23 protein-coding genes and 4 pseudogenes are annotated in these 26,537 nt (G+C 55.1%); 9 read left to right on the forward strand and 18 right to left on the reverse strand.

What is annotated here, in order from left to right; translation table 11 throughout:
• Both GM30_RS26495 and GM30_RS23235 read right to left on the reverse strand, forming a co-directional pair.
• Window positions 1–149 (reverse strand): annotated as a pseudogene (locus GM30_RS26495) (TIGR01620 family protein); the annotation flags it as partial.
• Window positions 146–1,330 (reverse strand): YcjX family GTP-binding protein, encoded by a 1,185-nt coding sequence (locus tag GM30_RS23235; RefSeq protein WP_049850516.1) that lies wholly within the window; start codon window positions 1,328–1,330, stop codon window positions 146–148. The pseudogene GM30_RS26495 and the gene GM30_RS23235, both read right to left, overlap by 4 nt.
• 152 nt (window positions 1,331–1,482) lie before the next feature.
• Between GM30_RS23235 and GM30_RS23240 the strand changes: the two genes are divergently transcribed.
• The gene (locus GM30_RS23240) at window positions 1,483–2,493 is read left to right on the forward strand and encodes a LacI family DNA-binding transcriptional regulator (RefSeq protein ID WP_049850517.1); all 1,011 of its coding nucleotides are present in this window, start codon (window positions 1,483–1,485) and stop codon (window positions 2,491–2,493) included.
• A 35-nt stretch (window positions 2,494–2,528) separates the two neighbouring features.
• Here the strand turns inward: GM30_RS23240 and GM30_RS23245 are convergent, their stop codons facing one another.
• From GM30_RS23245 to pspA, 15 genes and pseudogenes are all read right to left on the reverse strand, one after another.
• The gene (locus GM30_RS23245; protein WP_049850518.1) at window positions 2,529–3,443 is read right to left on the reverse strand and encodes an OmpG family monomeric porin; all 915 of its coding nucleotides are present in this window, start codon (window positions 3,441–3,443) and stop codon (window positions 2,529–2,531) included.
• Window positions 3,444–3,509: 66 nt separating this feature from the next.
• Window positions 3,510–4,592 carry an ABC transporter ATP-binding protein gene (locus GM30_RS23250; protein WP_049850519.1) on the reverse strand — a complete coding sequence of 361 codons (1,083 nt, stop codon included), beginning with the start codon at window positions 4,590–4,592 and terminating at the stop codon, window positions 3,510–3,512.
• Between the two features lie 10 nt (window positions 4,593–4,602).
• Entirely contained in the window at window positions 4,603–5,283 is a 681-nt protein-coding gene (gene pgmB / locus GM30_RS23255; protein ID WP_049850520.1) for a beta-phosphoglucomutase, read from the reverse strand.
• Window positions 5,280–7,575, reverse strand: a pseudogene (locus GM30_RS23260) (glycoside hydrolase family 65 protein). The gene pgmB and the pseudogene GM30_RS23260 overlap by 4 nt, the downstream one beginning before the upstream one ends.
• Window positions 7,569–8,603 carry a D-glucoside 3-dehydrogenase gene (locus GM30_RS23265; protein ID WP_049850536.1) on the reverse strand — a complete coding sequence of 345 codons (1,035 nt, stop codon included), beginning with the start codon at window positions 8,601–8,603 and terminating at the stop codon, window positions 7,569–7,571. The pseudogene GM30_RS23260 and the gene GM30_RS23265 overlap by 7 nt, the downstream one beginning before the upstream one ends.
• 14 nt (window positions 8,604–8,617) lie before the next feature.
• Complete coding sequence (locus GM30_RS23270) at window positions 8,618–9,406, reverse strand: 3-dehydro-D-guloside 4-epimerase (protein WP_049850521.1); 789 nt, start codon at window positions 9,404–9,406, stop codon at window positions 8,618–8,620.
• Window positions 9,407–9,422: 16 nt separating this feature from the next.
• Entirely contained in the window at window positions 9,423–10,475 is a 1,053-nt protein-coding gene (locus tag GM30_RS23275; protein WP_049850522.1) for a D-guloside 3-dehydrogenase, read from the reverse strand.
• Between the two features lie 27 nt (window positions 10,476–10,502).
• Window positions 10,503–11,345: a carbohydrate ABC transporter permease gene (locus tag GM30_RS23280; RefSeq protein ID WP_049850523.1), complete on the reverse strand. Its 843-nt coding sequence runs from the start codon at window positions 11,343–11,345 to the stop codon at window positions 10,503–10,505.
• Complete coding sequence (locus GM30_RS23285) at window positions 11,332–12,213, reverse strand: carbohydrate ABC transporter permease (RefSeq protein WP_049850524.1); 882 nt, start codon at window positions 12,211–12,213, stop codon at window positions 11,332–11,334. Before GM30_RS23285 ends, GM30_RS23280 begins: the two co-directional genes overlap by 14 nt.
• Window positions 12,214–12,236: 23 nt before the next feature.
• Window positions 12,237–13,526, reverse strand: coding sequence for an ABC transporter substrate-binding protein (locus tag GM30_RS23290; protein ID WP_049850525.1), 1,290 nt, complete (start codon window positions 13,524–13,526; stop codon window positions 12,237–12,239).
• A 15-nt stretch (window positions 13,527–13,541) separates the two neighbouring features.
• The gene (locus GM30_RS23295) at window positions 13,542–15,239 is read right to left on the reverse strand and encodes a sugar phosphorylase (protein ID WP_049850526.1); all 1,698 of its coding nucleotides are present in this window, start codon (window positions 15,237–15,239) and stop codon (window positions 13,542–13,544) included.
• Between the two features lie 158 nt (window positions 15,240–15,397).
• Complete coding sequence (gene pspD / locus GM30_RS23300) at window positions 15,398–15,622, reverse strand: phage shock protein PspD (RefSeq protein ID WP_049850527.1); 225 nt, start codon at window positions 15,620–15,622, stop codon at window positions 15,398–15,400.
• Window positions 15,623–15,639: 17 nt separating this feature from the next.
• The gene (pspC, locus tag GM30_RS23305) at window positions 15,640–15,999 is read right to left on the reverse strand and encodes an envelope stress response membrane protein PspC (RefSeq protein WP_049850528.1); all 360 of its coding nucleotides are present in this window, start codon (window positions 15,997–15,999) and stop codon (window positions 15,640–15,642) included.
• Window positions 15,999–16,223, reverse strand: coding sequence for an envelope stress response membrane protein PspB (gene pspB, locus GM30_RS23310; RefSeq protein WP_038154269.1), 225 nt, complete (start codon window positions 16,221–16,223; stop codon window positions 15,999–16,001). The genes pspC and pspB overlap by 1 nt, the downstream gene beginning before the upstream one ends.
• Window positions 16,224–16,287: 64 nt before the next feature.
• Entirely contained in the window at window positions 16,288–16,956 is a 669-nt protein-coding gene (gene pspA / locus GM30_RS23315; protein WP_049850529.1) for a phage shock protein PspA, read from the reverse strand.
• Between the two features lie 167 nt (window positions 16,957–17,123).
• On the opposite strand from pspA, the pseudogene GM30_RS23320 reads away from it, so the two are divergent.
• Window positions 17,124–17,905, forward strand: a pseudogene (locus tag GM30_RS23320) (sigma 54-interacting transcriptional regulator).
• A gap of 3 nt (window positions 17,906–17,908) precedes the next feature.
• On the opposite strand, the gene GM30_RS23325 reads toward GM30_RS23320, so the two are convergent.
• On the reverse strand, window positions 17,909–19,306 hold the full coding sequence (locus GM30_RS23325) for a DUF1996 domain-containing protein (RefSeq protein ID WP_049850530.1): 1,398 nt from the start codon (window positions 19,304–19,306) through the stop codon (window positions 17,909–17,911).
• Window positions 19,307–19,498: 192 nt separating this feature from the next.
• Between GM30_RS23325 and sapA the strand changes: the two are divergent.
• From sapA to GM30_RS23360, 7 genes and pseudogenes are all read left to right on the forward strand, one after another.
• A pseudogene (gene sapA, locus GM30_RS23330) lies at window positions 19,499–21,153 on the forward strand (ABC transporter substrate-binding protein SapA).
• On the forward strand, window positions 21,150–22,115 hold the full coding sequence (sapB, locus tag GM30_RS23335; RefSeq protein ID WP_049850531.1) for a putrescine export ABC transporter permease SapB: 966 nt from the start codon (window positions 21,150–21,152) through the stop codon (window positions 22,113–22,115). The pseudogene sapA and the gene sapB overlap by 4 nt, the downstream one beginning before the upstream one ends.
• The gene (gene sapC, locus GM30_RS23340) at window positions 22,102–22,992 is read left to right on the forward strand and encodes a putrescine export ABC transporter permease SapC (RefSeq protein ID WP_049850532.1); all 891 of its coding nucleotides are present in this window, start codon (window positions 22,102–22,104) and stop codon (window positions 22,990–22,992) included. Before sapB ends, sapC begins: the two co-directional genes overlap by 14 nt.
• The gene (gene sapD, locus GM30_RS23345) at window positions 22,992–23,984 is read left to right on the forward strand and encodes a putrescine export ABC transporter ATP-binding protein SapD (protein WP_049850533.1); all 993 of its coding nucleotides are present in this window, start codon (window positions 22,992–22,994) and stop codon (window positions 23,982–23,984) included. Before sapC ends, sapD begins: the two co-directional genes overlap by 1 nt.
• Window position 23,985: 1 nt before the next feature.
• Window positions 23,986–24,792 carry a putrescine export ABC transporter ATP-binding protein SapF gene (gene sapF / locus GM30_RS23350; RefSeq protein ID WP_049850534.1) on the forward strand — a complete coding sequence of 269 codons (807 nt, stop codon included), beginning with the start codon at window positions 23,986–23,988 and terminating at the stop codon, window positions 24,790–24,792.
• A gap of 117 nt (window positions 24,793–24,909) precedes the next feature.
• Window positions 24,910–25,698: an enoyl-ACP reductase FabI gene (gene fabI, locus GM30_RS23355; RefSeq protein WP_049850535.1), complete on the forward strand. Its 789-nt coding sequence runs from the start codon at window positions 24,910–24,912 to the stop codon at window positions 25,696–25,698.
• Window positions 25,699–25,887: 189 nt separating this feature from the next.
• Window positions 25,888–26,537, forward strand: a 650-nt coding sequence (locus tag GM30_RS23360; protein WP_420802287.1) for a CMD domain-containing protein, incomplete at its 3' end; no start/stop codon positions are given.

A 26,537-nucleotide genomic window follows, 5' to 3' on the forward strand; every position in this document is an offset into this window, starting at 1 on the left:
CCGTCTTCCGGCAGCGTCTCTTCCGCCAGCGCGGGGGTGAATTTTTCCGCGTCTCCGGCGGCAAAGGTTTGCGCCGTTTTCAGCAGTTCTTCTTTCTCCACATCCAGTGGACCGGCGAAGTCAATCCGCGGTTTTAACGGTTCGCTCATCGCAATTTATCTCCGATTAAAAACTCCAGCGCGGCATCAAGGCGAATATGCGGCAGCGGCTTTTTGGCGTCCCTCGCCTGGATCGCCGCCAGCCCGAGGCAGTCCATGCTGATCCCTTCAAATGCCGCGTTTTGCCAGGCGTCCTGAATCAGTTGCTGTAACAGCGAAACCATGTTGGCATGCTGATCGACCGTGACGTGATCGGCTTTGGTCGCCGCAAACAGCAGCTTATCGATCACCGGTGAAAACAGGCGGCGGAACAGCGTGCGCTGCCCGTAATGGAAGCTTTGCATTAGTTGCGTCAGCGCCAGCCGCATATCGTTGAANAGCACAATCTGGCGGTCAAAGCGCAGAAAATAGTCGCGGTAAAAGCCCTTCACCACGTTATTGCAGTAGTAGTTAAACCGCTCGCGCAGCATCCCGGCGTTGGTCTGTTTACCCGCCTGCGCCAGTTTCGCCTCACCGACGACATCCACGTCCGGCCAGGGGAAAAACTGCAGCGCGGGGGCACCCGCCATGTCACCCGGCAGCACAAACCGCCCCGGCTGAATAAAATGCATTCCCTGCTGTTTGCAGGTATGCAGGTATTCCGTCCACGCGTCGGCAATCGCGGCGAGGCGATTTTCATCAGCAGGCGCCAGCGGATCCAGCCCTTCACAAAGTTGCCGCCAGTGCGCGGACCATTCGCCACGTTGCCCCTGCAACAGACCGACCATCTGCCGCGACCAGCTCAGATAATCCTGCGCCAGCATCGGTAAATCGAGCAGCCATTCGCCCGGGTAATCCACAATTTCCAGGTACAGCGTGGAGGTGTCTTTGAAGTGGCGCATCAGCGAATCATTGGATCGATAACGCAGCGCGAGACGGATTTCACTCACGCCGCGCGTTGGCGTCGGCCAGGTCGGCGGCGTGCCGTACAGTTGTGCGATGCCCTCATCGTAGGTGAATCGCGGAATGCCGAAATCCCGCTGCGGCACGCGCTTCACGCCGAGCAACCGCTCCTCTCGAACGGCGCTGAGCAGCGGCAACCGTGCGCCGCTGTGTATATTCATCAACTGGTTCACCATCGCGGTGATAAACGCCGTTTTCCCGCTACGGCTCAGCCCGGTCACTGCAAGGCGCAGATGGCGATCCACGCTGCGGTTAACCAGGGCATTAAGTTCATTTTTCAGTCGTTTCATCGCCTTCCTTCATTGCCTTGAAACCACAATAAATAGCTTCAGAATACAGTAGATTTGGGCAGCGCGTTGATATTCAATTCATAAACATTGTCTTTGCTGATTTTTCTCAAGTAAGATACCTCTCCCGCCGACATGATGGAGCTCGCCAGGGTATGTCACCCACGATTTATGATATTGCGCGTGTTGCTGGTGTTTCGAAATCAACCGTGTCCAGAGTTCTCAATAAACAAACCAATATCTCCCCGGAAGCCCGAGAGAAAGTCGAGAAAGCTATTGAGGCGTTAAATTATCAGCCGAATAAATTAGCCCGCGCGCTGACCTCGTCGGGTTTTGATGCCATTATGGTGATATCTACACGCCCGGCAAAAACCACGGCGGGAAATCCCTTTTTCTCCGAGGTGCTGCACACCATTACGGCAAAAGCGGAAGCGGAAGGTTTTGATGTTATATTGCAAACGTCCAAAAGCAGTGAAGACGACCTGATAAAATGCGAAAACAAAATTAAGCAAAAAATGATTAAAGGTATCATCATGCTGAGTTCGCCCGCTGATGAATCCTTTTTTTCGCGGCTCGATCAGTGGGCTATTCCGGTAGTGGTGATTGGTAAGGTAGAAGGTGATTATCGTCACATCTATTCTGTCGATACCGATAATTTCAATGACAGCATCACGCTAACCGATACCTTTATTCAGCAGGGCTATCGCAATATTGCCTGTTTGCATGCACCCCTCGATTTTCACGTCTCGATTGATCGTCTTGCCGGCTATAAAGCCAGCCTGAAAAAGCACGCTATTACGCTAAATCCGGACTGGATCATTGATGGCGGATATACACACGAAAGCGGGCTTGCCGCGGCGCGTGAATTGTTATCTTCGGCCAAAAAACCCGATGCCGTTTTTGCGACTGACAGCATGAAAATACTCAGCCTGTACCGGGCGGCGCAAGAATTACAACTGGCTATTCCGCAGCAACTGGCTGTCGCCGGATATAGCGACCCGATGTTGTCGCTCATATTAAACCCACCGCCCGGAGGATTTGATATTCCGACCCGCGCCCTTGGCGAAGAGAGTTGTCAGTTGCTGTTCAGCCGCATTGCCGGAAAACCGGTTCCGCCACGGGTGATTGTCGGGACGTCTCTTTCGTTGACCTCGTCACCTGCCTGACGCCAGGGGCCAGACGGCCCCTGTGGTGATTCCTGTCAGAACGCGTAATTTATACCAACGCCGATGTAATGAAATTTATCCGTTTTCCCTTCATCATGATCTTCCCATTCATGGGCATATTCAAGCGTAGTGGAAAAGCCGTTATCGAAATCGTAGGCATATAGCAAGCCAAGACGATTAAAATGATGCCCTTCACGCTCGGGATCATCCTGCCAGTCCCAGTTTGACCAGCGATCCAGACCCAGGCGGGTATAAGGGGTAATGGTCGTTTGCCCAAGCGAAATCGGTAAATAGGCGCGGATCTCCTGGGTTGAAAATTCACCGTTATTACTGCCATTGTCCGTGTTAAAACCGCGCTCCAGGTAGTAATTCACCTTAACAGAAACCGTTTCATTCAGGCGCCAGCTGACGCCGGATTCTGTTTCGACGCGGCTGTCAGCATAACCGGTTTTATCCAGATCATGACCAAACTGATACAGTGCCAGCCAACCGCTAAAGCGCCAGTCATCACTCAGTTTGATATCCCAGTCTGGCTGCAGTTTATAACGCTGCATATTCGCGCTACCGGTGTTTTTGCCGCTCTCATCTTCAAAATGATAGCTGTAATTTCTAAAGCCGCCGGTCAGCCCAAAAGTAAAATCATCACTACCCGTAAACTGATACCGTATTTCCAGCTCAGGACGATCAAAATAAGTGCCCCGCGACCTGTCGCTGTAATTCACCGGGCCTTCCTGATACATGGCAACGGAAATTCTCCAGGCATCTTTGCTGGCATTAAAATAAACAGACGGTTCAAACAATCCATCCTGGTCTTCCCCTTGTCCTTCAACGTTTTCACTTTCAATCATCGCGCCAACGTTAAAATCCCAGGGATGGTCTTGCTCTGCGGCATGGACGAACGTAACCCCTGCGCACAATAAAAGCGCAGCACTTCGTTGTAGAGTACTCATTAGTTATTCCTTTATTAATATAACAACCCAAAGCCGGGAAAGATTATTCCCGGCGACACAACATTTTTATTGAATAGTGTTTTCGCTGCTCGCATCAAAGAAATGGCTTTTATCCATGTCAAAGGTGATGCCAATATTATCCCCGGCGGCATAATCGTTTGTGGCCCCTGCGCGGACGACCAGTTCATGACCACCGATGGTGGCGTACAGCATGAATTCCGCGCCAGTCAGTTCCGCCACGCTGATGCGTACCGAAATATCCGGAACCACTGAGGGTGAGCTGATAATATCTTCCGGCCGAATGCCAAAAATCACCGCTTTGCGTTGATAACCCTGTGCATTCAGGACACTGAGTTTATTCTGCGGAATTTTCAGGCGTAGCGTTTCCGTGACAAAACAGTCGCCATCGATCGCGCCACGCAAAAAATTCATTGCAGGCGAACCAATAAATCCCGCAACAAACATATTCGCTGGCTGGTTATAGACCTGTTTTGGCGCACCGACCTGCTGAATGATGCCGTCCTTCATGATCACTATCCGCGTCGCCATGGTCATCGCTTCCGTCTGATCGTGGGTGACATAGATCATCGTGGTGTTGAGCTTCTGATGCAGCTTGCTGATTTCCGCCCGCATCTGAACGCGAAGCTTCGCGTCGAGGTTAGACAGCGGTTCATCCATCAAAAAGACGCCCGCTTCCCGCACAATTGCCCTGCCGAGCGCCACGCGCTGGCGCTGGCCGCCAGACAACGCGCCGGGTTTACGCTTCAGATAGTCACGCAAGCCCAGGATTTGTGCCGCCCAGTTCACCCGCTCTTCAATCACAGCAGGGGCAATTTTTTGCATCTTCAGGCCAAACGCCATGTTGTCATAGACGGTCATATGCGGGTACAGCGCGTAATTCTGAAATACCATCGCAATATCACGTGACTTCGCCGGGACATCGTTCATCCGCACGCCATCAATGATCAACTCCCCCGCGCTGATCGCTTCCAGACCGGCAATCATGCGCAGCGTGGTCGATTTTCCGCAGCCGGACGGCCCGACAAAGACAATAAATTCTTTGTCGGCGATATCGAGGCTGAAATCCTTAACCACATGCACCTGATTATCATAAATTTTTTGAATATGTTTCAAAGAGAGTTGAGCCATTGTGGTTTCCTTATTGGTTCGATCCCGGGCCACGAGTCCTGGCCCAGAGCCCGGATAAACAGTGCCAGGTTAATTCGGTTGTCGTCGCGAGGTGCAAATCCGCATTGTGTAACGCGTGACCGATGCCTACCGACAGCATTCCTGCGGCGTTAATGGCATCCACACCGGCTTGCGCATCCTCAATGCCAATCGCCGCTTCCGGCCTGACCCCCAGCCCCTGGCAGGCCGCAAGAAAAATAGCGGGATCGGGTTTTGATCGGGCGACACGCGCCGCATCGGCGCAAAAATCAAAGGCCGGGACGATGCCAAGCGCCTGCATAATACGGGGCGCATTCAGTGATACTGACGCGAGGCCAATTTTCACTTTTGCCAGCCGGAGTTCCGCCAGCAGGTCGCGGACGCCCGGCAACAGCGCGTCCTCGTTCAGCGACGCCAGCGACTGCACATAGCGCGCATTTTTCCGTTGCGCCAGTGCACGGCATTCGTCGACATTAAACGCCTGTTCTTTCCCGCCATGGCGCAGGATCCGCTGTAGCGACTCCATCCTGCTGATGCCCTTCAGTCCGTCATTAAATGCGTCGTCGATGGTAATGCCCACCTCAGCGGCGGTGGCGCGCCAGGCGTCAAAGTGGAGGTGCGCCGTATCGGTGATCACGCCATCTAAATCGAAAATGACCGCTTTCACTGTCATGGTTTTCCCTCCGTCGCTGTGGTAGCGGTCCCAGAATCAGGTAAAGAAAAGTCCTTACGCCACCAGGTTTGCTGCCCCGTCGCCATCACCGACAATCCCCACAGTTGTAGCGCCACAGACGAGGTGGTGTTGATGGTGACCGCATCATGTTCAATGACGAGCGTTAATTGCGCATCACGCCAGCGCAGCGGAAAGCTCAACCGTTGCCATTGCACAGGAAGCGCCGGGGAAAGCTGCAATTCACCGTCGATGATGTCCAGCCCGGCAAAGCCCTGGATAACGCCGGACCATATCGCCCCGGTGGCAGCGGCATGGATGCCGTCATCGCTGCTGTGCGGATCGTCGCCTAAGTCAATGCTCGCGCCGCTGCGCCAGAAATCGTAAGCGCGGGTGGTGTCGCCACAGCGCGCAGCGACAATGCCATGAATCACTTTGCTGAGTGAGGAATCGTGAATCGTGCGTGGCTCATAAAACGCGAGATTCGCCTGACATTGCTGGCGGGTAAAATGCGCAGGCAGGAGATAAGTGAGCATCACCACATCGGCCTGCTTGAGGATCTGCATGGCATTGACCTCGGCGCGTGAGTAATCCAGCAGCACCGTTTGTTTACCCGCGTGGGCTTTATAGCGGCTGAGATCGATAACCGGTTTGCTGAGAAAGGTATCATCCTGAGGAATAACGCCCTGCGCATCCGCCGGTGGTAACCATAAGCGCTGTAAAAAGTCGCTGGCGGCGCGGGGGAAGGACGCATCCTGACGATTAAACTTTTNGACGATTAAACTTTTGCATAAACGTCAGCGCATGAGCGACGTTATGCCAGGCCATATAGTTGGTATAGGCGTTGTTATTGACATGCTCGGTGTATTCGTCCGGCCCGATCACGTCATGAATTTCCAGACGGCCCTCCACCTCGGTGGCGCGCCCTGTCCAGAACATCGCCGTTTCGATGAGCAGCGTCAGTCCCTCTTTGCGCATGAAGTCGTCATCGTGAGTCGCCTGCCAGTAGGCGACGACCGCCCAGGCAATGTCGGCGACGATGTGATGTTCTGCCAGCGCAGAGGCGACTTTTTGCCGCAAGCCAGTACGAATATTGATTGCCGCGAACTCAGGCGTCTCTTCGTCGCCACTGGCGGCGCTCTCCCACGGAAACAGCGCCCCCGGCCAGCCATTGCGGCGAGCCTTCTCGCGGGCGCCTGGCAGATTCAGCCAACGGTAACGCAGCAGACTGCGGGCGACCTGCGGGCGGGTAAACAGGTGAAACGGCAGCAGGAAAATTTCGGTATCCCAGAAAACATGCCCTTTGTACCCCTCGCCTGTTAGCCCCTTCGCGGCAATACTGCAACGCTCATCATGCTCTGGCGTCATTGCATGGAGATGCCAGACCGCATAATCCAGCGCCACTTGATCCTGCGGATCGTCGGCACTCACCGCGACGCGACTCGTGTCCCACCGTTTTTGCCACGCCCGGGTGGTCTCTTCGAGGAGTTTCTCGTAACCCAGAACGGCACACGTTTGTAGCGCGTTCATTGCGTTTTTTGCGAACGTCGCCGGTGAGATCGCCTTTTCATGGCGATGCACCACCCGGACGATTTTTTCCAGCGTGACGGTTTGCCCTTGCGCGACGGTCAGCGCATGGTGACAGGACAGGCGACGGTTTTTCGCCGTAAAACAGCGCTCGCCAGGCAGCGAAAACTGACAGGAGGCGGAAATCACCACTTCCGTCGACTGATCCTGGGTTTCATAGATCCCCTGCAAACTCTGTTCGCCATAGACCCGTACGGACACTTCATCCAGATGTTGCCTGCCGCTGTTGGTTTGCGTCGCATCGATGCCTGTCGTCAGGCTGATCTGCGCCGGGGCATCCAGCGGCGTCACCGAAAACTGTTGCGCCAGTACAGGCAACTGATCGAGCGAGACAAAGCGGCGGCTTTCAATGCAAAAACGCGCCCCCGAGGCAGAACGCCAGATGACGTGACGACACAGCTCACCACTGGCAAAACGGAGCTCGCGCTGCCAGCTCAGTATTTCCCCGGCCAGCAGCGTAAAATTCTCGCCATCGAGCTGTAATCCCACCGCCATCACGTCCGGCAGATTGACCAGTTCGTTAGTGTCGTGGCGTCCGGCGCGATGATAGACCCCGGCAAGGTACATCCCCCGCGTCTGGCCGGTATAGTCTTCTTCATGGGCGGCGCGGACGCCCAAATAGCCATTGCCGCAGGCCATCACTGACGCGTATTTATTCAGGCTGTGTGGGCAAAATGCCGGATCGGTTAAGGTAGTGAGCGTCAGCATAATTCAACACACTCCCCCGTTTCCGCGGCGTTATACAGCGCGGCGATCAGCTGCTGGATCACCACCCCCTGTTCTGCATCGGCAATCATTACCGGCTCGCCCAATACGTGCTGAACAAAGGCCTCCATGCTGCGCAGATGACGCTGATCGTCGGTCTCATCACGCTGCGCCAGGGTGTGTAACTCACCGTCGACATCAGCAAAAATGTGTGCCGGAAACAGCATCGCGCCCGCCTTCTCACCACAAAACGATACGTTCAACACCGACTGTTCACGAATGTTAAGCGCGAAAGACGTTTCCAGCCGCAGAATGCCGCCATTGCAGAATTCGAGTGTGCCAAACAGCGCATCCTCAACAGTAAAGGTTGCCGGGTCCCATTCACCGAACTGGCCGCGATTTTTGCGGTTCCCCAGTTTCTGAAAGCTGTGAGCCGTAACCCGTTTCACCGCCGGGAAACCCAGCACGTACATCGCTGCATCCAGCATATGAATACCGATATCAATAAGCGGCCCGCCGCCCTGCAACGCTTTATTGGTAAAGACGCCCCATCCCGGTACGCCGCAACGGCGCAGCGCTTGCGCCGTGGTGACATAAATTTCACCGAAAACGCCGTTCTGCACCGCGTCACGCAACAGTTGTGCATCGTGCGAAAAACGATGATGAAAATCGTACGCCAGCACTTTTCCGGCTTTTCGCGCCGCATTGCGCATCTGCTCTGCCTGCTGCGGCGTCATGGCTGGCGGCTTTTCACACATCACATGACACCCCGCCGCCAGCGNGAAACGGTTGGGCGAACAGACGCTGACGATATCGGGCGTGGCGTCATGTAGCATTTGCTGTACATCCTGGTATACCCCGGTGATACCGTAGCGTTCAGCAAAGGCCTGCGCCTGCGGCAATCGGTTGTCCATCACCGCCACCAGTTGCAGATCGGGACGCGTGGCGTAATACGCCGCATGGACGCAGTCCGCCACCTGCCCGGCACCGATAATGGCGACGCGCAGCGGCGTCGACAGAGAAGCATTCATCACACTCGCCATCCTTAGCATTCACGCAGGAAAGTGAGCGAGTCCTGATAGGCCTGAGCGGGATTGTCGGCCCGGACTCGGCACTCATACACCACATAGCCCTGATAATGATCGGCGCGCAGTTGATCAAAAAGCGCTGAAAAATCCAGGCTACCACTGCCCGGCTGATAACGGTGATTATCGGCGATATGAACATGGCCGAGTCGGTCACGGTGGGTGTGCAGCGCCTGTGCGATATCGTCTTCTTCGATGTTCATATGATAGAAATCGCCAATGATCTCGACGTGCTTCAACGCGTTCTCGTCGATATAGCGACGAGCATCGGCGAGGGTATTGATCATATGATCCTGATAGCGGTTGAGCGGCTCCAGATAGACCGTGGTCCCTGTCCGCGCCGCCACTTCATCCAGCCAACGCAATGAGGCGCTGACCGCTTTACGATCTCCTTCCAGGCTGCGCGGTGAGGTCATCGGCGGTAGACGGAAGGTGAACATCCCCCAGGCGGCTGGCACGATAATCCCCTTGCCGCCCACCTCGCTCAGCGCCTCCAGGATCCGCGCGATTTGCTGCAGACCATTGAGACGCCGTTCTTCGATAAAATCACCGATCCAGCCGTCGTAGCCACCACACGCAGTGATCACCGGCAAACCAGTGGCTTTAATCGCGGCTTTGACCTCGTCGAGATGGTCTACCAGCAATCTGCCGTCGATTTCAAAACCATCGAATCCCATGCCTTTGATGTAATGGAATTTTTCGCGAAGTGTCGTCGGGAAAAAGGGTTGATTCTGTGTTGCGATTTTCATTGATGCTCTCCGTAGCTTAAAACGTGACGCCCATTTTGATGCTCAGTTCGGGGTGCTGGTCGACATAATTCATGTAGCTTTCTGCGCTGTTCGGAAATGTCACTATCGGGTCGATGAGATCGTCGCAGTCGAGATAACCGTTCATCAGCAACTCCCAGCAGGTCTCTTCAATACGCTGCCGGCTCCAGCGCGGATAGTCCGGATTCGGTTCACTGCAGGCGCGCGAGAAAACGATCTTCGCATTGTTGAAATGCGCTTCCCGGCCGAGGTTAAAGCCTTCGGCAAACGGCTTAGCAAAGGCGACGTAGGAAATGGTGCCGCCATACGCCAGACCACGCAGCGCCGACTGCAGCGCATCGGCAAAACCGCTGGTTTCGATGATCACGTCCGCGCCCTGCTTGCCGGTGAGTGTCTTGATCTCAAGGCCAACGTCCGTGCCGTTCGGGTTCAGACAGACATCGGCGCCGTGGCGACGGGCAATATCACAGCGGTGTGCAATCGGATCAACACCGATGACCCACGACGCACCCGCTTTTTTCGCCAGCTGGACAGCAATCTGGCCGATAGCCCCCAACCCCACCACCACCACAAAATCGCCCACCCGCACGTTGGCATCACGCACACCGCTCATTGCGAACTGAGCCGGGTCATAGCAGACGGCGTTTTTCCACGATGCCCCTTGTGGCATTTTGCGCAGCTTATAGTTGTTGACCGCATTGACGATCACCGTCTCCTGCAACGGGCCGTAGCAACATACGCTGTCGCCCGGTTGATAGTCGGTCACGTCGATGCCGCACTCGATGATGTCGCCAACCACCATATTGCCGAGCTGGAAGTTGCCGAATTCAATGCCGCGCGCGGCGTCCGGCGCACGCGGCGTAAACATCTGCCATTCGGCGTTAAATTCTTCGTCGATAAAGGGACTTGCCGCGCGAAAATCGACCACTTCTGTGCCGTGTTTCGGTGCGCCATAACGTACGCGGATTTTGACTTCATGCGCCGCTACCGGGCGGTCTTCATATTCCATTAACGCCGCCACACGTGGCGCGGTCGCAACTAACTTCTTCATTTGTGACTCCTTGTTAAACAGGCCGCCTCAGCCCTTAACGCCACCGGCGGTCAAACCACTTTTTATGAAACGTTCCGAAAGCGCATACATCACCACCACCGGCAGCGCCGTGACCAACGAGGCCGCCATCATGCGTCCCCAGATATAGTCCGGGGTGCTAAAGAGGGTATTTAGCCCAACCGGCAAGGTGAAATGACTGGCACTGGAAAGGAAAATTGAAGCAAAAAGATAGTCGTTCCATGCCACCATAAAGCAGTAGACAAAGACCGACACCAGCCCGGAGATCGCCAGCGGCACCGTGATGCGAAAAATAATCTGCAGCCGGTTCAGGCCATCCATCATCGCCGCCTCTTCAATTTCATCAGGGATGGTATCGAAGTAGCTGCGCAACATAAAAATGGCGGTCGGCAGCGTCTGGGTGATCATGGTGATAATCAGCGCCAGTTCGGTGTCGTAGATCCCCAGCGCCGTGATGATTTTGAACAACGGCACCACCAGCAAAATGCCGGAAAACATATAGACCGAGTAAAAACTGGCATTGATCGTCGCACGCCCTTTAAAGCGGAGTTTTGACAGCGCATACGCGCCCAGCGTCCCTAAAAATACCGCAACGACCGATGAGGTTAATGAGACGACCAGGCTACTGCTGAAATAATCCACGAAGGGAAAAATCAGCGGATTGAAAATATCGACGTAGTGCTCGAACGTCCATGCCTGGGGAAACAGCGTCGGGTGCAGTGAAATCGCCTCTTTCGCGCTTTTAAAGGAGGTCATCAGCATCACGAAAAACGGAAACAGCGTGACGATCAGAAACAACGCCAGTCCCAGATAAAAACCAATGCGATTGCGCACATGTTTATTTGTTGCCATTGAGATTTACCCTGTTTCTGGTCAGCAGAATGACGGCGAAAATAATCACAAACAACACGACGGAGATGGCCGCCGCTTTCCCCAGATCGTTAAACGCGAACGCCGTTTTGTAGAGATAGACGCCAATGATGTCGACCTTCGTCGTCAGCAGATACACATCGGCGAACATGTAGAACATCCAGATAGTGCGCAACGTCACCACCGTGGCGAGCACCGGTAAAATCGCCGGTAACGTAACGATGCGAAAACGCTGCCAGGCGTTTGCGCCGTCCATTTCTGCCGCTTCGTACAGCGATTTATCAATGGTCTGCAAAATCGCCAGAAACGAGATAAACGCATACGGAAAGTAACGCCAGATGGCGAACAGCACGACCAGCACAAAACTGCTGTCGGGGTTGTCAAACCACAGCGGCGCCTGATCATAGAAATGCAGCAGATCGACACCCAGATAATTCACAATCCCGTAGCCGCTGTTGAACATGTACTTCCAGGCAAACACCAGTGAAATCGACGGCGTGACGTAGGACAGAATCACCAGTGAACGCGCCGTTTTACGCAGGCGAAACTCGCGATTAAAAAAGACGGCCACTGCCAGTCCCAGGCCGGTACTCCCTGCCACCACCAGCGCCGTGTACCAGAATGTGGTCCACAGGGAATGCCAGAACGCGGCATCGCTGAGAATACGGAGATAGTTTTCTGCACCCACAAACGTGGCGTTGATACGCGGGTTGAGCGGTAACCGCAGAAAACTGATTTCGATATTGGATAACATGGGCCAGGCGACCAGGCCCCCCAGCAATAGCAGGCTGGGGGCCAGCAGCAGCATGGCGAAAGGCATGTCTGAACGACCAGAAAACCACCTTTTCATAATTCCTTCGCGGGGCGCTCCTGTCATTGCGAGATGAGGTCAGTCAGACGCTGCTGGCTGTCGCTGAGCGTCGTGGGCAGATCTTTCTTACCGACCGTCACGTTATGCACCATCAAACTGATAATGCCGGATCCGGTCACGTCGCCCATGCGGGTGAAGTTTTTGTCGCCAACCGCTCCAAAAACCTGCACGTTGGGAAATTGCGCGATCAATTCATAGGGAAGCTGCCCGAACGCTTTGATCACGGCGTTCTCCTTCCAGGCCGCCGTGTCTACCACCTGTTTGTTCACCGGCAGTGCCGCACCCGGTGACATCATCACCCAGTCCGCCGCGTTTTGTGCCTGCTCCATCCAGACGACAAACTTCTCTGCCGCTTTCGTTTCCTCGTCGGTCTGACCGTTGGTAATCGTTAACGACGTGATCATGCCGTAGACTGCCGCCGATTTTTCCGTCGGCACGACAAAACCCAGATGCGCGGGCTCCCCTTCTTTAAAGACCGCGGGCAGAATGTAGGTCGAGTAAATCGCCATCGGTGCCGTGCCATTCATAAAGGCGTCTTTGATTTCCATTACATCGTTGGAGCCTGGCATGGTGGTTTCAGCCAGGTCGCGGTAGAAGGTCAACGCCCGCGCCATTTCCGGGGTATCGAGCGCCACATGACCTTGCGCGTCAAATACATTCGCGCCGCCGGAAAGCGCAAACTGGGAGAAAGCCTGCTCGGTCATCACGCTCTCCGCAGTAGGCAGCGCAATCCCGTAGTGCTTTGTTGATGGATCACTCAGCGCCTGACTGGCTTGCAGCAACTGCTGCCAGTTATGCGGTTCTTCTATCCCCTTAGCCGCCAGCACGTCTTTGCGGTACCAGACGCCTGACAGCCAGGCACTCACCGGAACGCCCGTCCAGGCCGTGCCATCTTCGGTGCGCACCACCCGCAGGATCCCGTCGTAAAACGTATTTTCACCGACCGAGGCGATGGCGTTACTGATCGCTTTGCGGTCAAGAAGCTGTTCTTTATCCATGACTTTGGCGTAGTCGTGGCTGACTTCGATCACCTCCGGCAGCGCCCCGCTGCGTGCCAGGGTGATGACTTTAGTGTTGTAGGCATCCTCCTCCACCGGCACCTGTTTCACCTTAATTGTCGGGTTGTCCTTTTCGAAACGGTCGATCAATCGCGTAATAACCGCCTGCCGTTCCTGCTCCACTGAAGAATGCATAAATTCAATAGTCACGGAGGCTGCGTTTTCATCCTTGCACCCGGCCAATAGGGCGCACGAAACCAGTGCTGTAATCAGCACGCTTTTTGGCATTTTCATTTTCCACTTTCCTTTTTAGTTTTCAGTAATCCACATTGCCTGCCAGGGATTAAGGGTCAGTGCTCTCTCGTTTATGGGTGCGTGGGTAATTAACTCTTCGCCAGAGGCTATATCCAGAATGATATTCTGCGCATTCTGACTGAAATTAAATAAAGCAATCATTCGCGCCCCGGTATTATCGGTGCGCACTATTTTAAGAACGTAATCATTCGCCGTTTCAAAAGCGGTTTTGGCGTTGGGATGAAAAGTTTTGTGCTGGCGACGAAGCGTAATTAATTTCACCAGCGAGTAATATATTGCGTGACAAAGACTGTGAGGATTTTCGAGTTCGGCCTCAATTTCCGCTTTATCATATTTTTTGCGATTAATGGCGCGGTTATATCCCAGTCGCGCAACACCTTCATAATCGTTACGCGAGCCAAGCATGCTGTGAATATAAATAGCCGGAACACCAGGAAAGGTTAACAGCAAGGCATGCACCAAAATAAATTTCGCGATTCGTTGTTGATCGCTGCTGTTTCTTTCACACAGGGCATCGAGATAGGTGACGTTGATTTCATACGGGCTGCGCGTGCCGTCCGGATTATTTTTCCAGTTCACCAGCGCGCCTTCACTTTGCAGTTTATCGACAAGCGAAAGTATATCGGCTTCCGGCAAGATGCCCCGCAACGGGTTCAGACCAATGCCGTCATGTGACGCGAGGAAATTAAACCAGGTGGTGGCCGTTGACGGTAATGTTAGCCCCTGCGCCCAGCGGCATAAAGTCTGTACATTCTGGCTATGGATCGCATGCAGCACGAGCGGCGGTAACGAAAACTGATAAACCATCTGCGCCTCGTTGCGACCATTGCCAAAGTAAGAAATGTTGTCTTTATGCGGAACGTTGGTTTCAGTGATGATCACCGTGCCGGGTGCCACCATGTCAGAAATAGCGCGGAATAACTGGATAAGTTGATGCGTTTTGTCCAGATGCAGGCATGACGTTCCGGGGTCTTTCCACATAAAACCAACGGCATCAAGGCGGATATAGTCTGCCCCTTCTTTCAGGTAATGAAGCAGCACATCAACCATCGCGATAAGAACGTTCGGACTGGCGAAATTAAGATCCACCTGGTCGTTACTGAATGTCGTCCACAAATAGCGTACGGTACCCTCATGCAGAGTAAACGGCGTTAACAGAGGCAATGCGCGAGGACGGATAACGGCTGACAGGTCCGTAGCAGGATCCACGGCAATAAAATAATCGTCATACCCTGGTTTCTGCAGTAAATAATTGTTAAACCATTCACTTTTTGCTGACATGTGATTGCAGACAAAATCAAACATCAGGTTCGTCGATTTTTTTAATTCGGCAATATCGCTCCACTCACCCGCCTCGGGGTCGACGCGATGATAATCAATAACCGAAAAGCCATCATCCGACGACCAGGGATAAAATGGCAGAAGATGCGTATGACTAAAAACATCGGCGAACCATTGATTATAGAAACAGGTAAAAACAGGCAGCCCTTTACTGCCCTCTTCACAAAACTGAGTGGCATAGGTAATTAATACGACATCCTGTTCATCCCAGCCTGACTTGCGCGTATGAAAAATATCTGACTGCGCATCGTTAATGTGCTTATAAAGCACTTGCCAGTGTTCTGGTGTAAAAGATTCACCATATACATTATTGATTAATTCATTAATTATCGCGTTCACTTTACATTCCATGGTAGCGGTCCCACGGAATGGCAATCTACTCCCATGAAAATACTCTGTCAACGATATGGAGAGATGAAAAATGATAGTGTGCGACAGCTCAAATCATTATTGTGAGCTGTCGCAAATAATGGGGTGGTTTGTTACGAGGGCCAGTAATGAGAGGACAATCAACCGCTAAAATAGCGGTTGGAGAAACGACTCGCCATTTTTTTGAGCAACGGCTCCAGCGCGAACGCCAGCAGCAGCTTCACCGGGCGGCGGGCGACCGATTTCACCGCCCAACCGGCCAGGCCGCCGGGGCCGTAGCGCAGCGCGGTCAGCAGGACCAGTTTACCGGCGATTTTGATGCCGGGTTTCACTTTCTGCCGTGCCTGTTGCCATTTGTTATTCATGACTCGCCTCTTAAACATTAAAGCTGACGGAACCGACTACGTAACGTAAAGGTATCGGAGGTGACGTAGCGTTCCATTTCGCGCAGACGCTGTTCGCCTGCAGCCAGTTCTTCATCTACGGCGTTCAGCAGATCGCCGCTGGATGGTTGTTTTTCGCCGTGAAGCGCCTCGTCCGGCATCGGATCGAGCGCAAACGTCAGAATGATATAGGCGACGATAACAAAGAAGAACAGACCAAAAAGCATCGCCAGAATGGTGACCAGGCGGATCAGTTTGACCGGGACGTCGAGATGATAAGCAATCCCGGCGCACACGCCCTTCACCATGCCCTGCTGCGGAATGCGCCACAGCTTTTTATTCAGATCCAGTCCAGCCATTATTTTTCTCTCCAGTTCGGGTGCTCGGCGTCAAGAATCGCTTCCAGCGCCTGAATACGCTCGCGCATGCGTTTAGCCTCGTCCGTCAGTTGCAGCAACCGTTGCTGTTCGCTTTGCGCCAGGCCACCGTTTTTCGAGCGATTGCTGTAATGCAGCCACAACCACACGGGCAGGACAAACAACACAAACAGGGTCAACGGGATGGCAAGAAAAAGCGCGCTCATATGTACTCCTTACAGATGATGAGATGGCACCTGACCCGGTGCCATCCGGCAAAGTGTATTTTTGTTATTGGTCATTCTGTTTCATTTTGGCTTTCAGTTCAGCCAGTTGCACGCTGATTTCATCATCCGCTTTCAGTTCGGCAAACTGCTGGTCGAGCGTTTTCTGTTTGCCAAAGCTGTGGCTCTCGGCTTCCGCTTCCATATGATCGATACGGCGCTCAAAAGACTCGAAACGCGCCATCGCTTCATCCAGCTTGCCGCTGTCCAGTTGACGACGCACGTCGCGGGACGAGCTGGCCGCCTGGTGACGCAGCGACAATGCCTGCTGACGGGCGCGGGTTTCGCTGAGTTTGTTCTCAAGCTCGGCGATCTCTTTTTTCATGCGGGTCAGCGTTTCGTCAACCAGCGTGATTTCATGCTCCAGCGAGCCGATCAGATCGGTCAGCTTCTGTTTCTCAATCAACGCGGAACGCGCCAGATCCTCTTTCTCTTTACGCAACGCCAGCTCGGCTTTTTCCTGCCATTCGGTCTGCTGCGCGGTGGCCAGCTCAACACGGCGGGTCAGTTGTTTCTTTTCCGCCAGCGCACGGGCAGAGGTGGAACGCACTTCCACCAGCGTATCTTCCATTTCCTGAATCATCAGTCGCACCAGCTTCTGCGGATCTTCCGCTTTTTCAAGCAGCGAGTTGATGTTGGCGTTCACGATGTCGGCAAAACGAGAAAAAATACCCATAATTACAATCCTCACAGTTCTGTTATCGGGCATAGCCCTGCTGACTGGATAATACAATTCGCGTGCCAACTTTTTATCTTATTGATTTTCAATGAACTGGTTGATATTTACTCAGCAAGGATTTACAGTACCCTGGTGAATCACACCAACAAGTGGTTAATTTCATCATGGCTGAATACAAAGACAATCTGCTCGGCGAAGCGAACCGCTTTATTGAGGTGCTTGAACAGGTCTCCCGACTGGCGCCGCTCGATAAACCGGTGTTGATCATCGGCGAACGCGGCACCGGGAAAGAGCTTATCGCCAACCGCCTGCACTTTCTCTCCACCCGCTGGCAGGGGCCGCGGCGCTGAACGAAAACCTGCTCGACTCCGAACTGTTCGGCCATGAGGCCGGGGCCTTTACCGGCGCGCAAAAACGCCATCCGGGCCGTTTTGAACGGGCGGACGGCGGCACGCTGTTCCTCGATGAACTCGCCACCGCGCCGATGCTGGTGCAGGAAAAGCTGCTGCGGGTGATTGAATACGGCGAACTGGAGCGCGTCGGCGGCAGCCAGCCGCTGCNNATTCAGATGTGCCGCGAACTGAAACTCCCGCTGTTCCCCGGTTTTACGGAACACGCCCGCGAAACGCTGCTCAGCTATCGCTGGCCGGGCAACATCCGCGAACTGAAAAACGTGGTTGAGCGCTCCGTTTACCGCCACGGCAGCAGTGAAACGCCGCTGGATGAGATTATTATCGATCCGTTCCAGCGCAAAGTGGCGCCGCCGGAGCCGGTGGAAAACACGCTGACATTGCCGATTGATCTGCGCGAATTCCAGCAGCAACAGGAAAAAGCGCTGCTGGAGCAGAGTCTCCAGCAGGCGAAGTTTAACCAGAAAAAAGCCGCAGAACTGCTGGGCCTCACCTATCATCAGCTGCGGGCGCTACTGAAGAAACACCCGCTATAGCACTCAATTTTCCTTCACTTCCTGATAGCGGGTCAGCATCAGCACCAGGTTTTCTTTGGTTTCGCGGCTGTTAAAGCGGTAGGACTTGTCATAATTATCGCCGCCCAGATACCAGGAAATCTCTGTTTTACCCTCTGCGAGGGCTTTTTTGACCTCGTTGTCCACGTTAACGTAGCGATACTCCAGCGTTTTGCCGATGTATAACCCGCTTTTATTGCCTGCGGCCACGGCGGGTCGGTTATTCCAGGTGACGTTATTCTCGTGCCAGCTATTGCTGGCGACCGGCGAGAAATAGATCATGTCCTGACCACTTTCCACGCGTGTGCCATAGATGCGAACCTGATATTTGAATGACGCTTTTTGCGCCTCCGTCAGGCCCGCTGGCACAGGCGGGATGGGGAACTTCATCAGCGTCATCATCTGATCACCGTTGGTTTTGTTCTGACGGGTAAAAAGGTCCGGCGACTGACCAAAGTTACGATCCGGCTCGGCGCTGCTGACATAGGTATCTTCACTCGCCGTCCGGTAGCTCCACGGCACCATATGGTTGCAATCCATACCGTTGTTCATGCACAGATCGGTCATAAACCGCGCCCCTTCTTCGGTCCAGCCGTTGAGAAAATCAGCATGCACGGTATAGACACCGCCCCACTGTTCCGTACGCTGGTCGCCGTTCATCACCGGATCCATCGAGAACTGGATTTTCGCCGTATCCAGGCTTGTGATTTGCGGTAAGACCCACGCCAGATTCAGATTCACCCTCGGAATTTTGACCGGGAAATCAGCCGGGCAGACACCATTGCTGCTGTAAGCGGCATTCGGCTTGCCATGACCCGGCATCAGGTGAACGCCATCCCAGCAGTCAGGAAACTGAATGCCCACGTTGAACTGCACCGCATCGCCTTTGCTGCGCAGGCCGCATACTTCTCCGGCTTTGTTGCTGTAACCGTTTCCGTTGCCACACAGAAAGGTAATGCGGTTGCTCGGTGCGCTGCCGTGATGATCGCCAGCCAGCAGCGCCAGCCCTGCCGGGAAGGGTGTCAGCGGGTTAGTCGCATCTTTCGTCGACTGATAATAGGTTTTCTGATACGACGGTTTGACGATCTCACCGTCGGGCAGCCGCATCGTCGGGGCCCAGTAGGCTGAGCTGTCCGCTTTGTTGTTGCAGGTCGTTTCCGGCTGCGCCCGCAGTGTGTCGTAAGTGGAAAAGGCATCGGTGTGGGTATTGCCGAAAAAATCATGCAGCATCGCCTGATTCGGCTTTCCGGTCATCATTATCGAGTCATCGCCGAGCGTATGGTGATAACTGCAGGTGACATCCGACTGCCCGGCGCGGGCGTTAAAGGCCAGCAGGCTGGCAGATCCGAGGATCAGAAGGGTAAATAGCGTTGTACGTTTCATCGTGTTGTCTCAGGGTTAATATTCGCCACAGTAAACCCCTCAACAGGATAAAATGCCGAATCACATCACCTCATCAACTCTCATAAAACCTCACGCTGCTGGTGACTTTTACACCAGTTGTACGCAGACATTTGTACCTGGTAGCCTTAAGTGCGATACACTTTGCAGATCAGCCTAAATTGCAAAGAAATTATGCGACTCAATTTGTCATCCCTGCTGGCCGTGGCCGGATTGTTGTGCGGTCAGGTTTTTGCCGCCGCCGTGCCTCCCGCCCCGGTTCCCGGGCAAGCCGACATTCGTGACAGCGGTTTTGTCTACTGCGTCAGCGGCAGGTCAATACCTTCAACCCGCAAAAGGCGGGCAGCGGCCTGATCGTTGATACGCTGGCCGCCCAGCTTTATGACCGTCTGTTAGATGTTGACCCCTATACCTACCGGCTGGTGCCGGAGCTGGCGGAAAGCTGGGAAGTGCTCGACAACGGCGCGACCTACCGCTTCCGTCTGCGCGGTAACGTGCAGTTTCAGACTACCCGCTGGTTTACCCCATCGCGTGCGTTGAACGCCGACGATGTGGTGTTTACCTTTCAACGCATTTTTAATCGCAACCATCCGTGGCACTACGTCAACGGCGGTAACTTCCCCTACTTCGACAGTCTCCAGTTTGCCGACAGCGTCGACAGCGTGCGCAAGCTGGATAACCGCACCGTCGAGTTCCGCCTGAAGCGCCCTGACGCCTCGTTCCTGTGGCATCTGGCGACCCACTACGCCTCAGTGATGTCGGCGGAATACGCCGCGCTGCTCACCAGGGAAGATCGTCAGGAACAGCTTGATCGCCAGCCGGTAGGCACCGGACCGTTTCGCCTCGATGAGTACCGTTCCGGGCAATACATTCGCCTGCAGCGTCATGAAAAATTCTGGCGCGGGGAACCGCTGATGCCGCAGGTGGTCGTTGACCTCGGCGCTGGCGGCACCGGTCGTCTTTCGCGCCTGCTGACCGGTGAATGCGACGTGCTGGCGTGGCCTGCCGCCAGCCAGTTAACAATTCTGCGTGACGACCCCCGTCTGCGTCTGACCCTGCGTCCTGGCATGAACATCGCCTATCTGGCGTTTAACACCAACAAACCGCCACTGGATAACCCGGAAGTGCGCCACGCGCTGGCGCTGGCCATCAACAATCAGCGCCTGATGCAGTCGATTTATTACGGTACTGCCGAAACGGCGGCCTCTATTCTGCCGCGCGCGTCGTGGGCCTACGACAATGAAGCTAAAATTACCGAATATAATCCGGAAAAAGCGCGGGCGCGGCTGAAAGCGCTGGGGCTGGAAAACATGACGCTGCACCTGTGGGTGCCGACCAGTTCGCAGGCGTGGAACCCAAGCCCGCTCAAAACCGCCGAGCTGATCCAGGCAGACATGGCGCAGGTGGGCATTAACGTGGTGATTGTACCGGTCGAGGGGCGTTTTCAGGAGGCACGGCTGATGGACATGACCCACGATCTCACCCTCACCGGCTGGGCGACGGACAGTAACGATCCGGACAGCTTCTTCCGTCCGCTGCTGAGCTGCGCGGCCATCAGTTCGCAGACCAATTTCGCTCACTGGTGCAATAACAATTTTGACGACGTGCTGCGCAAGGCGCTGGCATCGCAACAGCTGGCGTCGCGTATTGACGCCTATGACGAAGCGCAGCAGATTCTGGCGAAAGAGCTGCCGGTGCTGCCGCTGGCGTCATCGCTGCGTCTGCAGGCGTACCGCTACGATATCAAAGGGCTGGTGCTGAGCCCGTTTGGTAACGCCTCGTTCGCCGGGGTCTCAAGGGAAAAAGAAAGCGAGGTGAAAAAGCCATGATTATCTTTACCCTGCGTCGTGTGCTGTTGCTGCTGGTGACGCTCTTTTTCCTGACCTTTATCGGCTTCAGCCTGAGCTATTTCACACCGCATGCGCCACTCCAGGGCGCATCGTTCTGGAATGCGTGGCTGTTCTGGTTTACCGGGGTGCTGCACTGGGATTTTGGCGTGTCGAGCATCAACGGACAGTTGATCTCCGAACAGCTGAAAGAGGTGTTTCCGGCCACCATGGAGCTGTGCATTCTGGCGTTCGGTTTTGCCCTGATGGTGGGGATCCCCGTCGGTATGCTGGCCGGCATTATGCGCAACAAATGGCAGGACAAATTTATCAGCGCCGTGGCGCTGCTCGGGTTTTCCATTCCGGTGTTCTGGCTGGCGCTGCTGCTCACCCTCTTCTTTTCCTTAACGCTCGGCTGGTTCCCGGTCTCCGGACGCTTTGACCTGCTGTATGAAGTGAAAAACGTCACCGGGTTTGCGCTGATCGACGCCTGGCTTTCCGATTCGCCATGGCGCGATGAGATGATCGTCAGTGCTCTGCGCCATATGGTATTGCCGGTGCTGACGCTGGCGGTCGCGCCAACCACGGAAGTGATCCGCCTGATGCGCATCAGCACCATAGAAGTGTACGACTCGAACTACGTCAAAGCCGCCGCCACGCGCGGGATTTCGCGCCTGACCATTCTGCGCCGCCACGTCCTGCACAACGCGTTGCCGCCAGTGATCCCGCGTCTCGGCCTGCAGTTTTCCACCATGCTGACGCTGGCGATGATCACCGAAATGGTGTTCAGCTGGCCGGGGCTGGGCCGCTGGCTGATCAACGCGATTCGCCAGCAGGATTACGCCGCGATCTCCGCCGGGGTGATGGTGATTGGTTCGCTGGTGATTATCGTTAACGTGATCTCCGATATTCTGGGTGCGATGGCTAACCCGCTGAAACATAAGGAATGGTATGCCCTACGATAGCGTCTATTTAGAAAAGCGCCCGCCTGGCGCGTTGCGCACCGTGTGGCGGAAATTCTATGGCGATACCAGCGCAATGATCGGCCTGTACGGCTGCGCGGCGCTGGCGGTACTTTGCGTGTTTGGCGGCTGGTTTGCGCCCTACGGCATCGATCAACAATTCCTCGGCTATCAGCTGATGCCGCCATCATGGTCACGCTATGGCGAGGTGTCGTTCTTCCTCGGCACCGACGATTTGGGCCGCGATGTGTTAAGCCGTCTGCTGAGCGGCGCCGCGCCCACCGTGGGCGGCGCATTTGTGGTGACGCTCGCCGCCACGCTGTTCGGCCTGATATTAGGTGTCGTTGCCGGTGCCACGCATGGCCTGCGCTCGGCGGTGATGAACCATATTCTCGATACGCTGCTGTCGATTCCGTCTTTATTGCTGGCGATTATCGTGGTGGCGTTTGCCGGGCCGCATCTGATCCACGCGATGTTTGCCGTCTGGCTGGCGCTGCTGCCGCGCATGGTGCGCTCGGTTTACAGTATGGTGCACGATGAGCTGGAAAAAGAGTATGTGGTGGCGGCGCGTCTCGATGGTGCATCAACGCTGAATATTCTGTGGTTTGCGGTACTGCCGAATATCGCCTCCGGGCTGGTGACGGAAATCACCCGCGCGCTGTCGATGGCCATTCTCGATATCGCCGCGCTCGGCTTTCTTGATTTGGGCGCGCAACTGCCCTCCCCGGAATGGGGTGCGATGCTCGGCGATGCGCTGGAGTTAATCTACGTTGCGCCGTGGACCGTCATGCTGCCTGGCGGTGCCATCATGCTGAGCGTGTTGCTGATTAACCTGCTGGGCGAAGGGATCCGCCGCGCCATTATTGCGGGGGTGGAATAATGCCGTTACTTGATATCCGCAACCTGACCATTGAATTTAAAACCGGCGACGACTGGGTGAAAGCCGTCGACCGCGTCAGCATGACGCTGGCCGAGGGCGAGATCCGCGGGCTGGTGGGTGAATCCGGCTCCGGGAAAAGCCTGATCGCGAAAGCGATTTGCGGTGTGACCAAAGACAACTGGCGGGTGACGGCGGACCGTATGCGTTTTGACGATATCGATCTGTTGCGCCTTTCCGCCCGCGAGCGCCGCAAGCTGGTCGGCCACAACGTGTCGATGATTTTCCAGGAGCCGCAAAGCTGCCTGGATCCATCAGCAAAAATTGGCCGTCAGCTGATGCAGAACATTCCCGCCTGGACCTTTAAAGGCCGCTGGTGGCAGCGCATTGGCTGGCGCAAACGCCGCGCCATTGAACTGCTGCACCGCGTGGGGATTAAAGATCATAAAGACGCAATGCGCAGTTTTCCCTATGAACTGACCGATGGCGAATGTCAGAAAGTGATGATCGCCATTGCGCTGGCGAATCAGCCACGGTTGCTGATTGCCGATGAACCGACCAACGCGATGGAGCCGACTACCCAGGCGCAGATTTTCCGCCTGCTGACGCGCCTCAATCAGAACAACAACACCACGATTTTGCTGATCAGTCATGATCTGCAAATGCTCAGCCAGTGGGCGGATAAAGTGAACGTGCTGTACTGTGGGCAAACGGTGGAGACCGCGCCGAGCGAGGAGCTGATCACCACGCCGCATCATCCGTATACCCAGGCACTGATCCGCGCGATCCCCGATTTTGGCAGCGCGATGCCGCACAAGAGCCGACTGAACACCCTGCCGGGGGCCATCCCGCTACTGGAGCAGTTGCCGATGGGCTGTCGTCTGGGGCCGCGCTGCCCGTACGCCCAGCGCAAATGCATCGAGACGCCACGACTGACGGGGGCGAAAAACCATCTGTATGCCTGTCATTTCCCGCTGAACATGGAGAGAGAGTGAGATGGTCGAAACCCTGCTTGAAGTTCGCAATCTGAGTAAGACCTTTCGCTATCGCACCGGCTGGTTCCATCGGCAGAACGTCGACGCCGTGAAGCCGCTCAGCTTTACCCTGCGCGAAAAACAGACGCTGGCGATCATCGGTGAAAACGGTTCGGGCAAATCAACGCTGGCAAAAATGCTGGCGGGAATGGTGGAGCCCACCACTGGCGAGTTGCTGATTGACGATCACCCACTGCATTTCGGCGATTATTCGTTTCGCAGCCAGCGGATCCGCATGATTTTTCAGGATCCGTCAACGTCGCTGAACCCGCGCCAGCGCATCTCGCAAATTCTTGATTTTCCGCTGCGCCTGAACACCGAACTGGACGCGGACGCGCGGCAAAAACACATTTACGAAACGCTGCAGATGGTTGGCCTGTTGCCTGATCACGCGAGTTACTATCCGCATATGCTGGCGCCCGGGCAGAAACAGCGTCTGGGGCTGGCGCGGGCGCTGATCCTGCGCCCGAAAGTGATCATCTGTGACGAAGCGCTGGCCTCGCTCGATATGTCGATGCGATCGCAACTGGTGAACCTGATGCTGGAATTACAGGATAAGCAAGGTATCTCTTATATCTATGTGACCCAGCATCTGGGCATGATGAAACACATCAGCGATCAGGTGATGGTGATGCATCAGGGTGAAGTGGTGGAGCGCGGCAGCACCGCCGACGTGCTGGCTTCTCCGCTGCATGAGCTGACAAAGCGGTTAATTGCCGGGCATTTTGGCGAAGCGTTAACCGCCGATGCCTGGCGTAAGGATCGCTAACATTCAGTGGTCGGATTAACTCCGGTGATTCTTCATGTTAGAATCGCCGCGTTTTAACGACGGTCTGCCGGATTCCTGTGCGGATCGCCATAACAATGACGATAAGGATTACAAGCTATGGGTTTTCTTTCCGGTAAGCGCATTCTGGTCACTGGCGTGGCCAGTAAATTGTCCATCGCCTACGGTATCGCACAGGCGATGCACCGTGAAGGGGCTGAGCTGGCTTTCACCTATCAGAACGACAAACTGAAAGGCCGCGTTGAAGAATTCGCCGCTCAACTGGGTTCCAGCATTGTTCTGGAATGTGATGTTGCTAAAGATGAGAGCATCGACGCGCTGTTCACTGATCTGGCGAAAGTGTGGCCGAAATTCGATGGTTTCGTGCACTCTATTGGTTTTGCACCGGGCGATCAGCTGGATGGCGACTACGTTAACGCCGTGACTCGCGACGGATTCAAAATCGCCCACGACATCAGCGCCTACAGCTTCGTTGCGCTGGCGAAAGCCTGCCGTGAAATGCTGAACCCGGATTCCGCGCTGCTTACGCTCTCCTACCTTGGTGCAGAGCGTGCGATCCCGAACTACAACGTGATGGGTCTGGCAAAAGCCTCTCTGGAAGCGAACGTCCGTTACATGGCGAACGCGATGGGTCCGGAAGGCGTTCGCGTCAACGCGATCTCCGCAGGTCCGATCCGTACGCTGGCGGCGTCCGGTATTAAAGATTTCCGTAAAATGCTGGCGCACTGCGAAGCGGTGACCCCGATTCGTCGTACCGTGACCATTGAAGACGTGGGCAACACGGCGGCCTTCCTGTGCTCCAACCTGTCAGCCGGTATCTCCGGTGAAGTCGTTCACGTTGACGGTGGTTTCAACATCGCTGCCATGAACGAACTGGAAATTAAATAATTTCCTTCCCCTCTTCACGCCCGTGAAGAGGGGGAAATCCCGTCCCTTCTGCGTTATATCTTTCTGCTATTTGTTATCACTCAACAATATTTTCTCCCTTTCACGCCTTACGCCAGGATATTTATTCATAAACGGTCCGGTGTGCCACGTGTTGTCTCCGGATCGCCACTTTCAGATCAAGGAACACCCATGGAGCAACGCCGCGTTTACGGCAAAAGCCACTGGTATCATGAAACCCAGTCACGAGCCTCACGAGGCGACGCTCTGCCACTGGTCCCGGAAGCCGCTCACGTAGACGATCGTTTTTTGCTGGACCTCTCCCTGCCTGATGTTCTCCTGAATGCCTGCGACTGCTGGCTGCAACCCGCCCGAGCGTTAAGTGACCGGCTTTTTCCTGATGTGGTGCAGGTGAGCCGCCTGCAGACGTTCAGCGCCTATGACCGGCTCAGCACCGCGTTAACGGCGGCGCAGGTGTATGGTGTGCAGCGTTTATGCAATCACTACGCCGCGCGTCTGGCCCCGCTGCCCGGCCCGGATTCGTCACGTGAGAGCAACCGCCGACTGGCGCAAATCACCCAGTATGCGCGTCAGCTTGCCAGCTCGCCGTCAGTGATTGGCAGCGCATCGCGTGGGCAGCTTGATGAAGTCGGGTTGACCACCCCGGATATCATTTTGATTAACCAGATTATCGGCTTCGTCGGTTTTCAGGCGCGCGCGCTGGCGGCGTTTCAGGCGTCGCTCGGCCATCCTGTGCGCTGGATCCCCGGTATGCCGATGCAGGAAGATGCGCCGGCGGAACGTTTTGCCAGTGCAGCCGCCGTCTGGTCTTCCGATCTTCC

Source organism: Trabulsiella odontotermitis, from assembly GCF_001188485.1.
GTDB classification, from domain to species: Bacteria; Pseudomonadota; Gammaproteobacteria; order Enterobacterales; family Enterobacteriaceae; genus Trabulsiella; species Trabulsiella odontotermitis_A.

Coding starts and splice junctions, on each gene's coding strand:
- GM30_RS23240 (WP_049850517.1), top strand. CDS start 1,483: ATGTCACCCACGATTTATGATATTGCGCGTGTTGCTGGTGTTTCGAAA.
- GM30_RS23245 (WP_049850518.1), bottom strand. CDS start 3,443: ATGAGTACTCTACAACGAAGTGCTGCGCTTTTATTGTGCGCAGGGGTT.
- GM30_RS23250 (WP_049850519.1), bottom strand. CDS start 4,592: ATGGCTCAACTCTCTTTGAAACATATTCAAAAAATTTATGATAATCAG.
- pgmB (WP_049850520.1), bottom strand. CDS start 5,283: ATGACAGTGAAAGCGGTCATTTTCGATTTAGATGGCGTGATCACCGAT.
- GM30_RS23270 (WP_049850521.1), bottom strand. CDS start 9,406: ATGAAAATCGCAACACAGAATCAACCCTTTTTCCCGACGACACTTCGC.
- GM30_RS23275 (WP_049850522.1), bottom strand. CDS start 10,475: ATGAAGAAGTTAGTTGCGACCGCGCCACGTGTGGCGGCGTTAATGGAA.
- GM30_RS23280 (WP_049850523.1), bottom strand. CDS start 11,345: ATGGCAACAAATAAACATGTGCGCAATCGCATTGGTTTTTATCTGGGA.
- GM30_RS23285 (WP_049850524.1), bottom strand. CDS start 12,213: ATGAAAAGGTGGTTTTCTGGTCGTTCAGACATGCCTTTCGCCATGCTG.
- GM30_RS23290 (WP_049850525.1), bottom strand. CDS start 13,526: ATGAAAATGCCAAAAAGCGTGCTGATTACAGCACTGGTTTCGTGCGCC.
- GM30_RS23295 (WP_049850526.1), bottom strand. CDS start 15,239: ATGGAATGTAAAGTGAACGCGATAATTAATGAATTAATCAATAATGTA.
- pspD (WP_049850527.1), bottom strand. CDS start 15,622: ATGAATAACAAATGGCAACAGGCACGGCAGAAAGTGAAACCCGGCATC.
- pspC (WP_049850528.1), bottom strand. CDS start 15,999: ATGGCTGGACTGGATCTGAATAAAAAGCTGTGGCGCATTCCGCAGCAG.
- pspB (WP_038154269.1), bottom strand. CDS start 16,223: ATGAGCGCGCTTTTTCTTGCCATCCCGTTGACCCTGTTTGTGTTGTTT.
- pspA (WP_049850529.1), bottom strand. CDS start 16,956: ATGGGTATTTTTTCTCGTTTTGCCGACATCGTGAACGCCAACATCAAC.
- GM30_RS23325 (WP_049850530.1), bottom strand. CDS start 19,306: ATGAAACGTACAACGCTATTTACCCTTCTGATCCTCGGATCTGCCAGC.
- sapB (WP_049850531.1), top strand. CDS start 21,150: ATGATTATCTTTACCCTGCGTCGTGTGCTGTTGCTGCTGGTGACGCTC.
- sapC (WP_049850532.1), top strand. CDS start 22,102: ATGCCCTACGATAGCGTCTATTTAGAAAAGCGCCCGCCTGGCGCGTTG.
- sapD (WP_049850533.1), top strand. CDS start 22,992: ATGCCGTTACTTGATATCCGCAACCTGACCATTGAATTTAAAACCGGC.
- sapF (WP_049850534.1), top strand. CDS start 23,986: ATGGTCGAAACCCTGCTTGAAGTTCGCAATCTGAGTAAGACCTTTCGC.
- fabI (WP_049850535.1), top strand. CDS start 24,910: ATGGGTTTTCTTTCCGGTAAGCGCATTCTGGTCACTGGCGTGGCCAGT.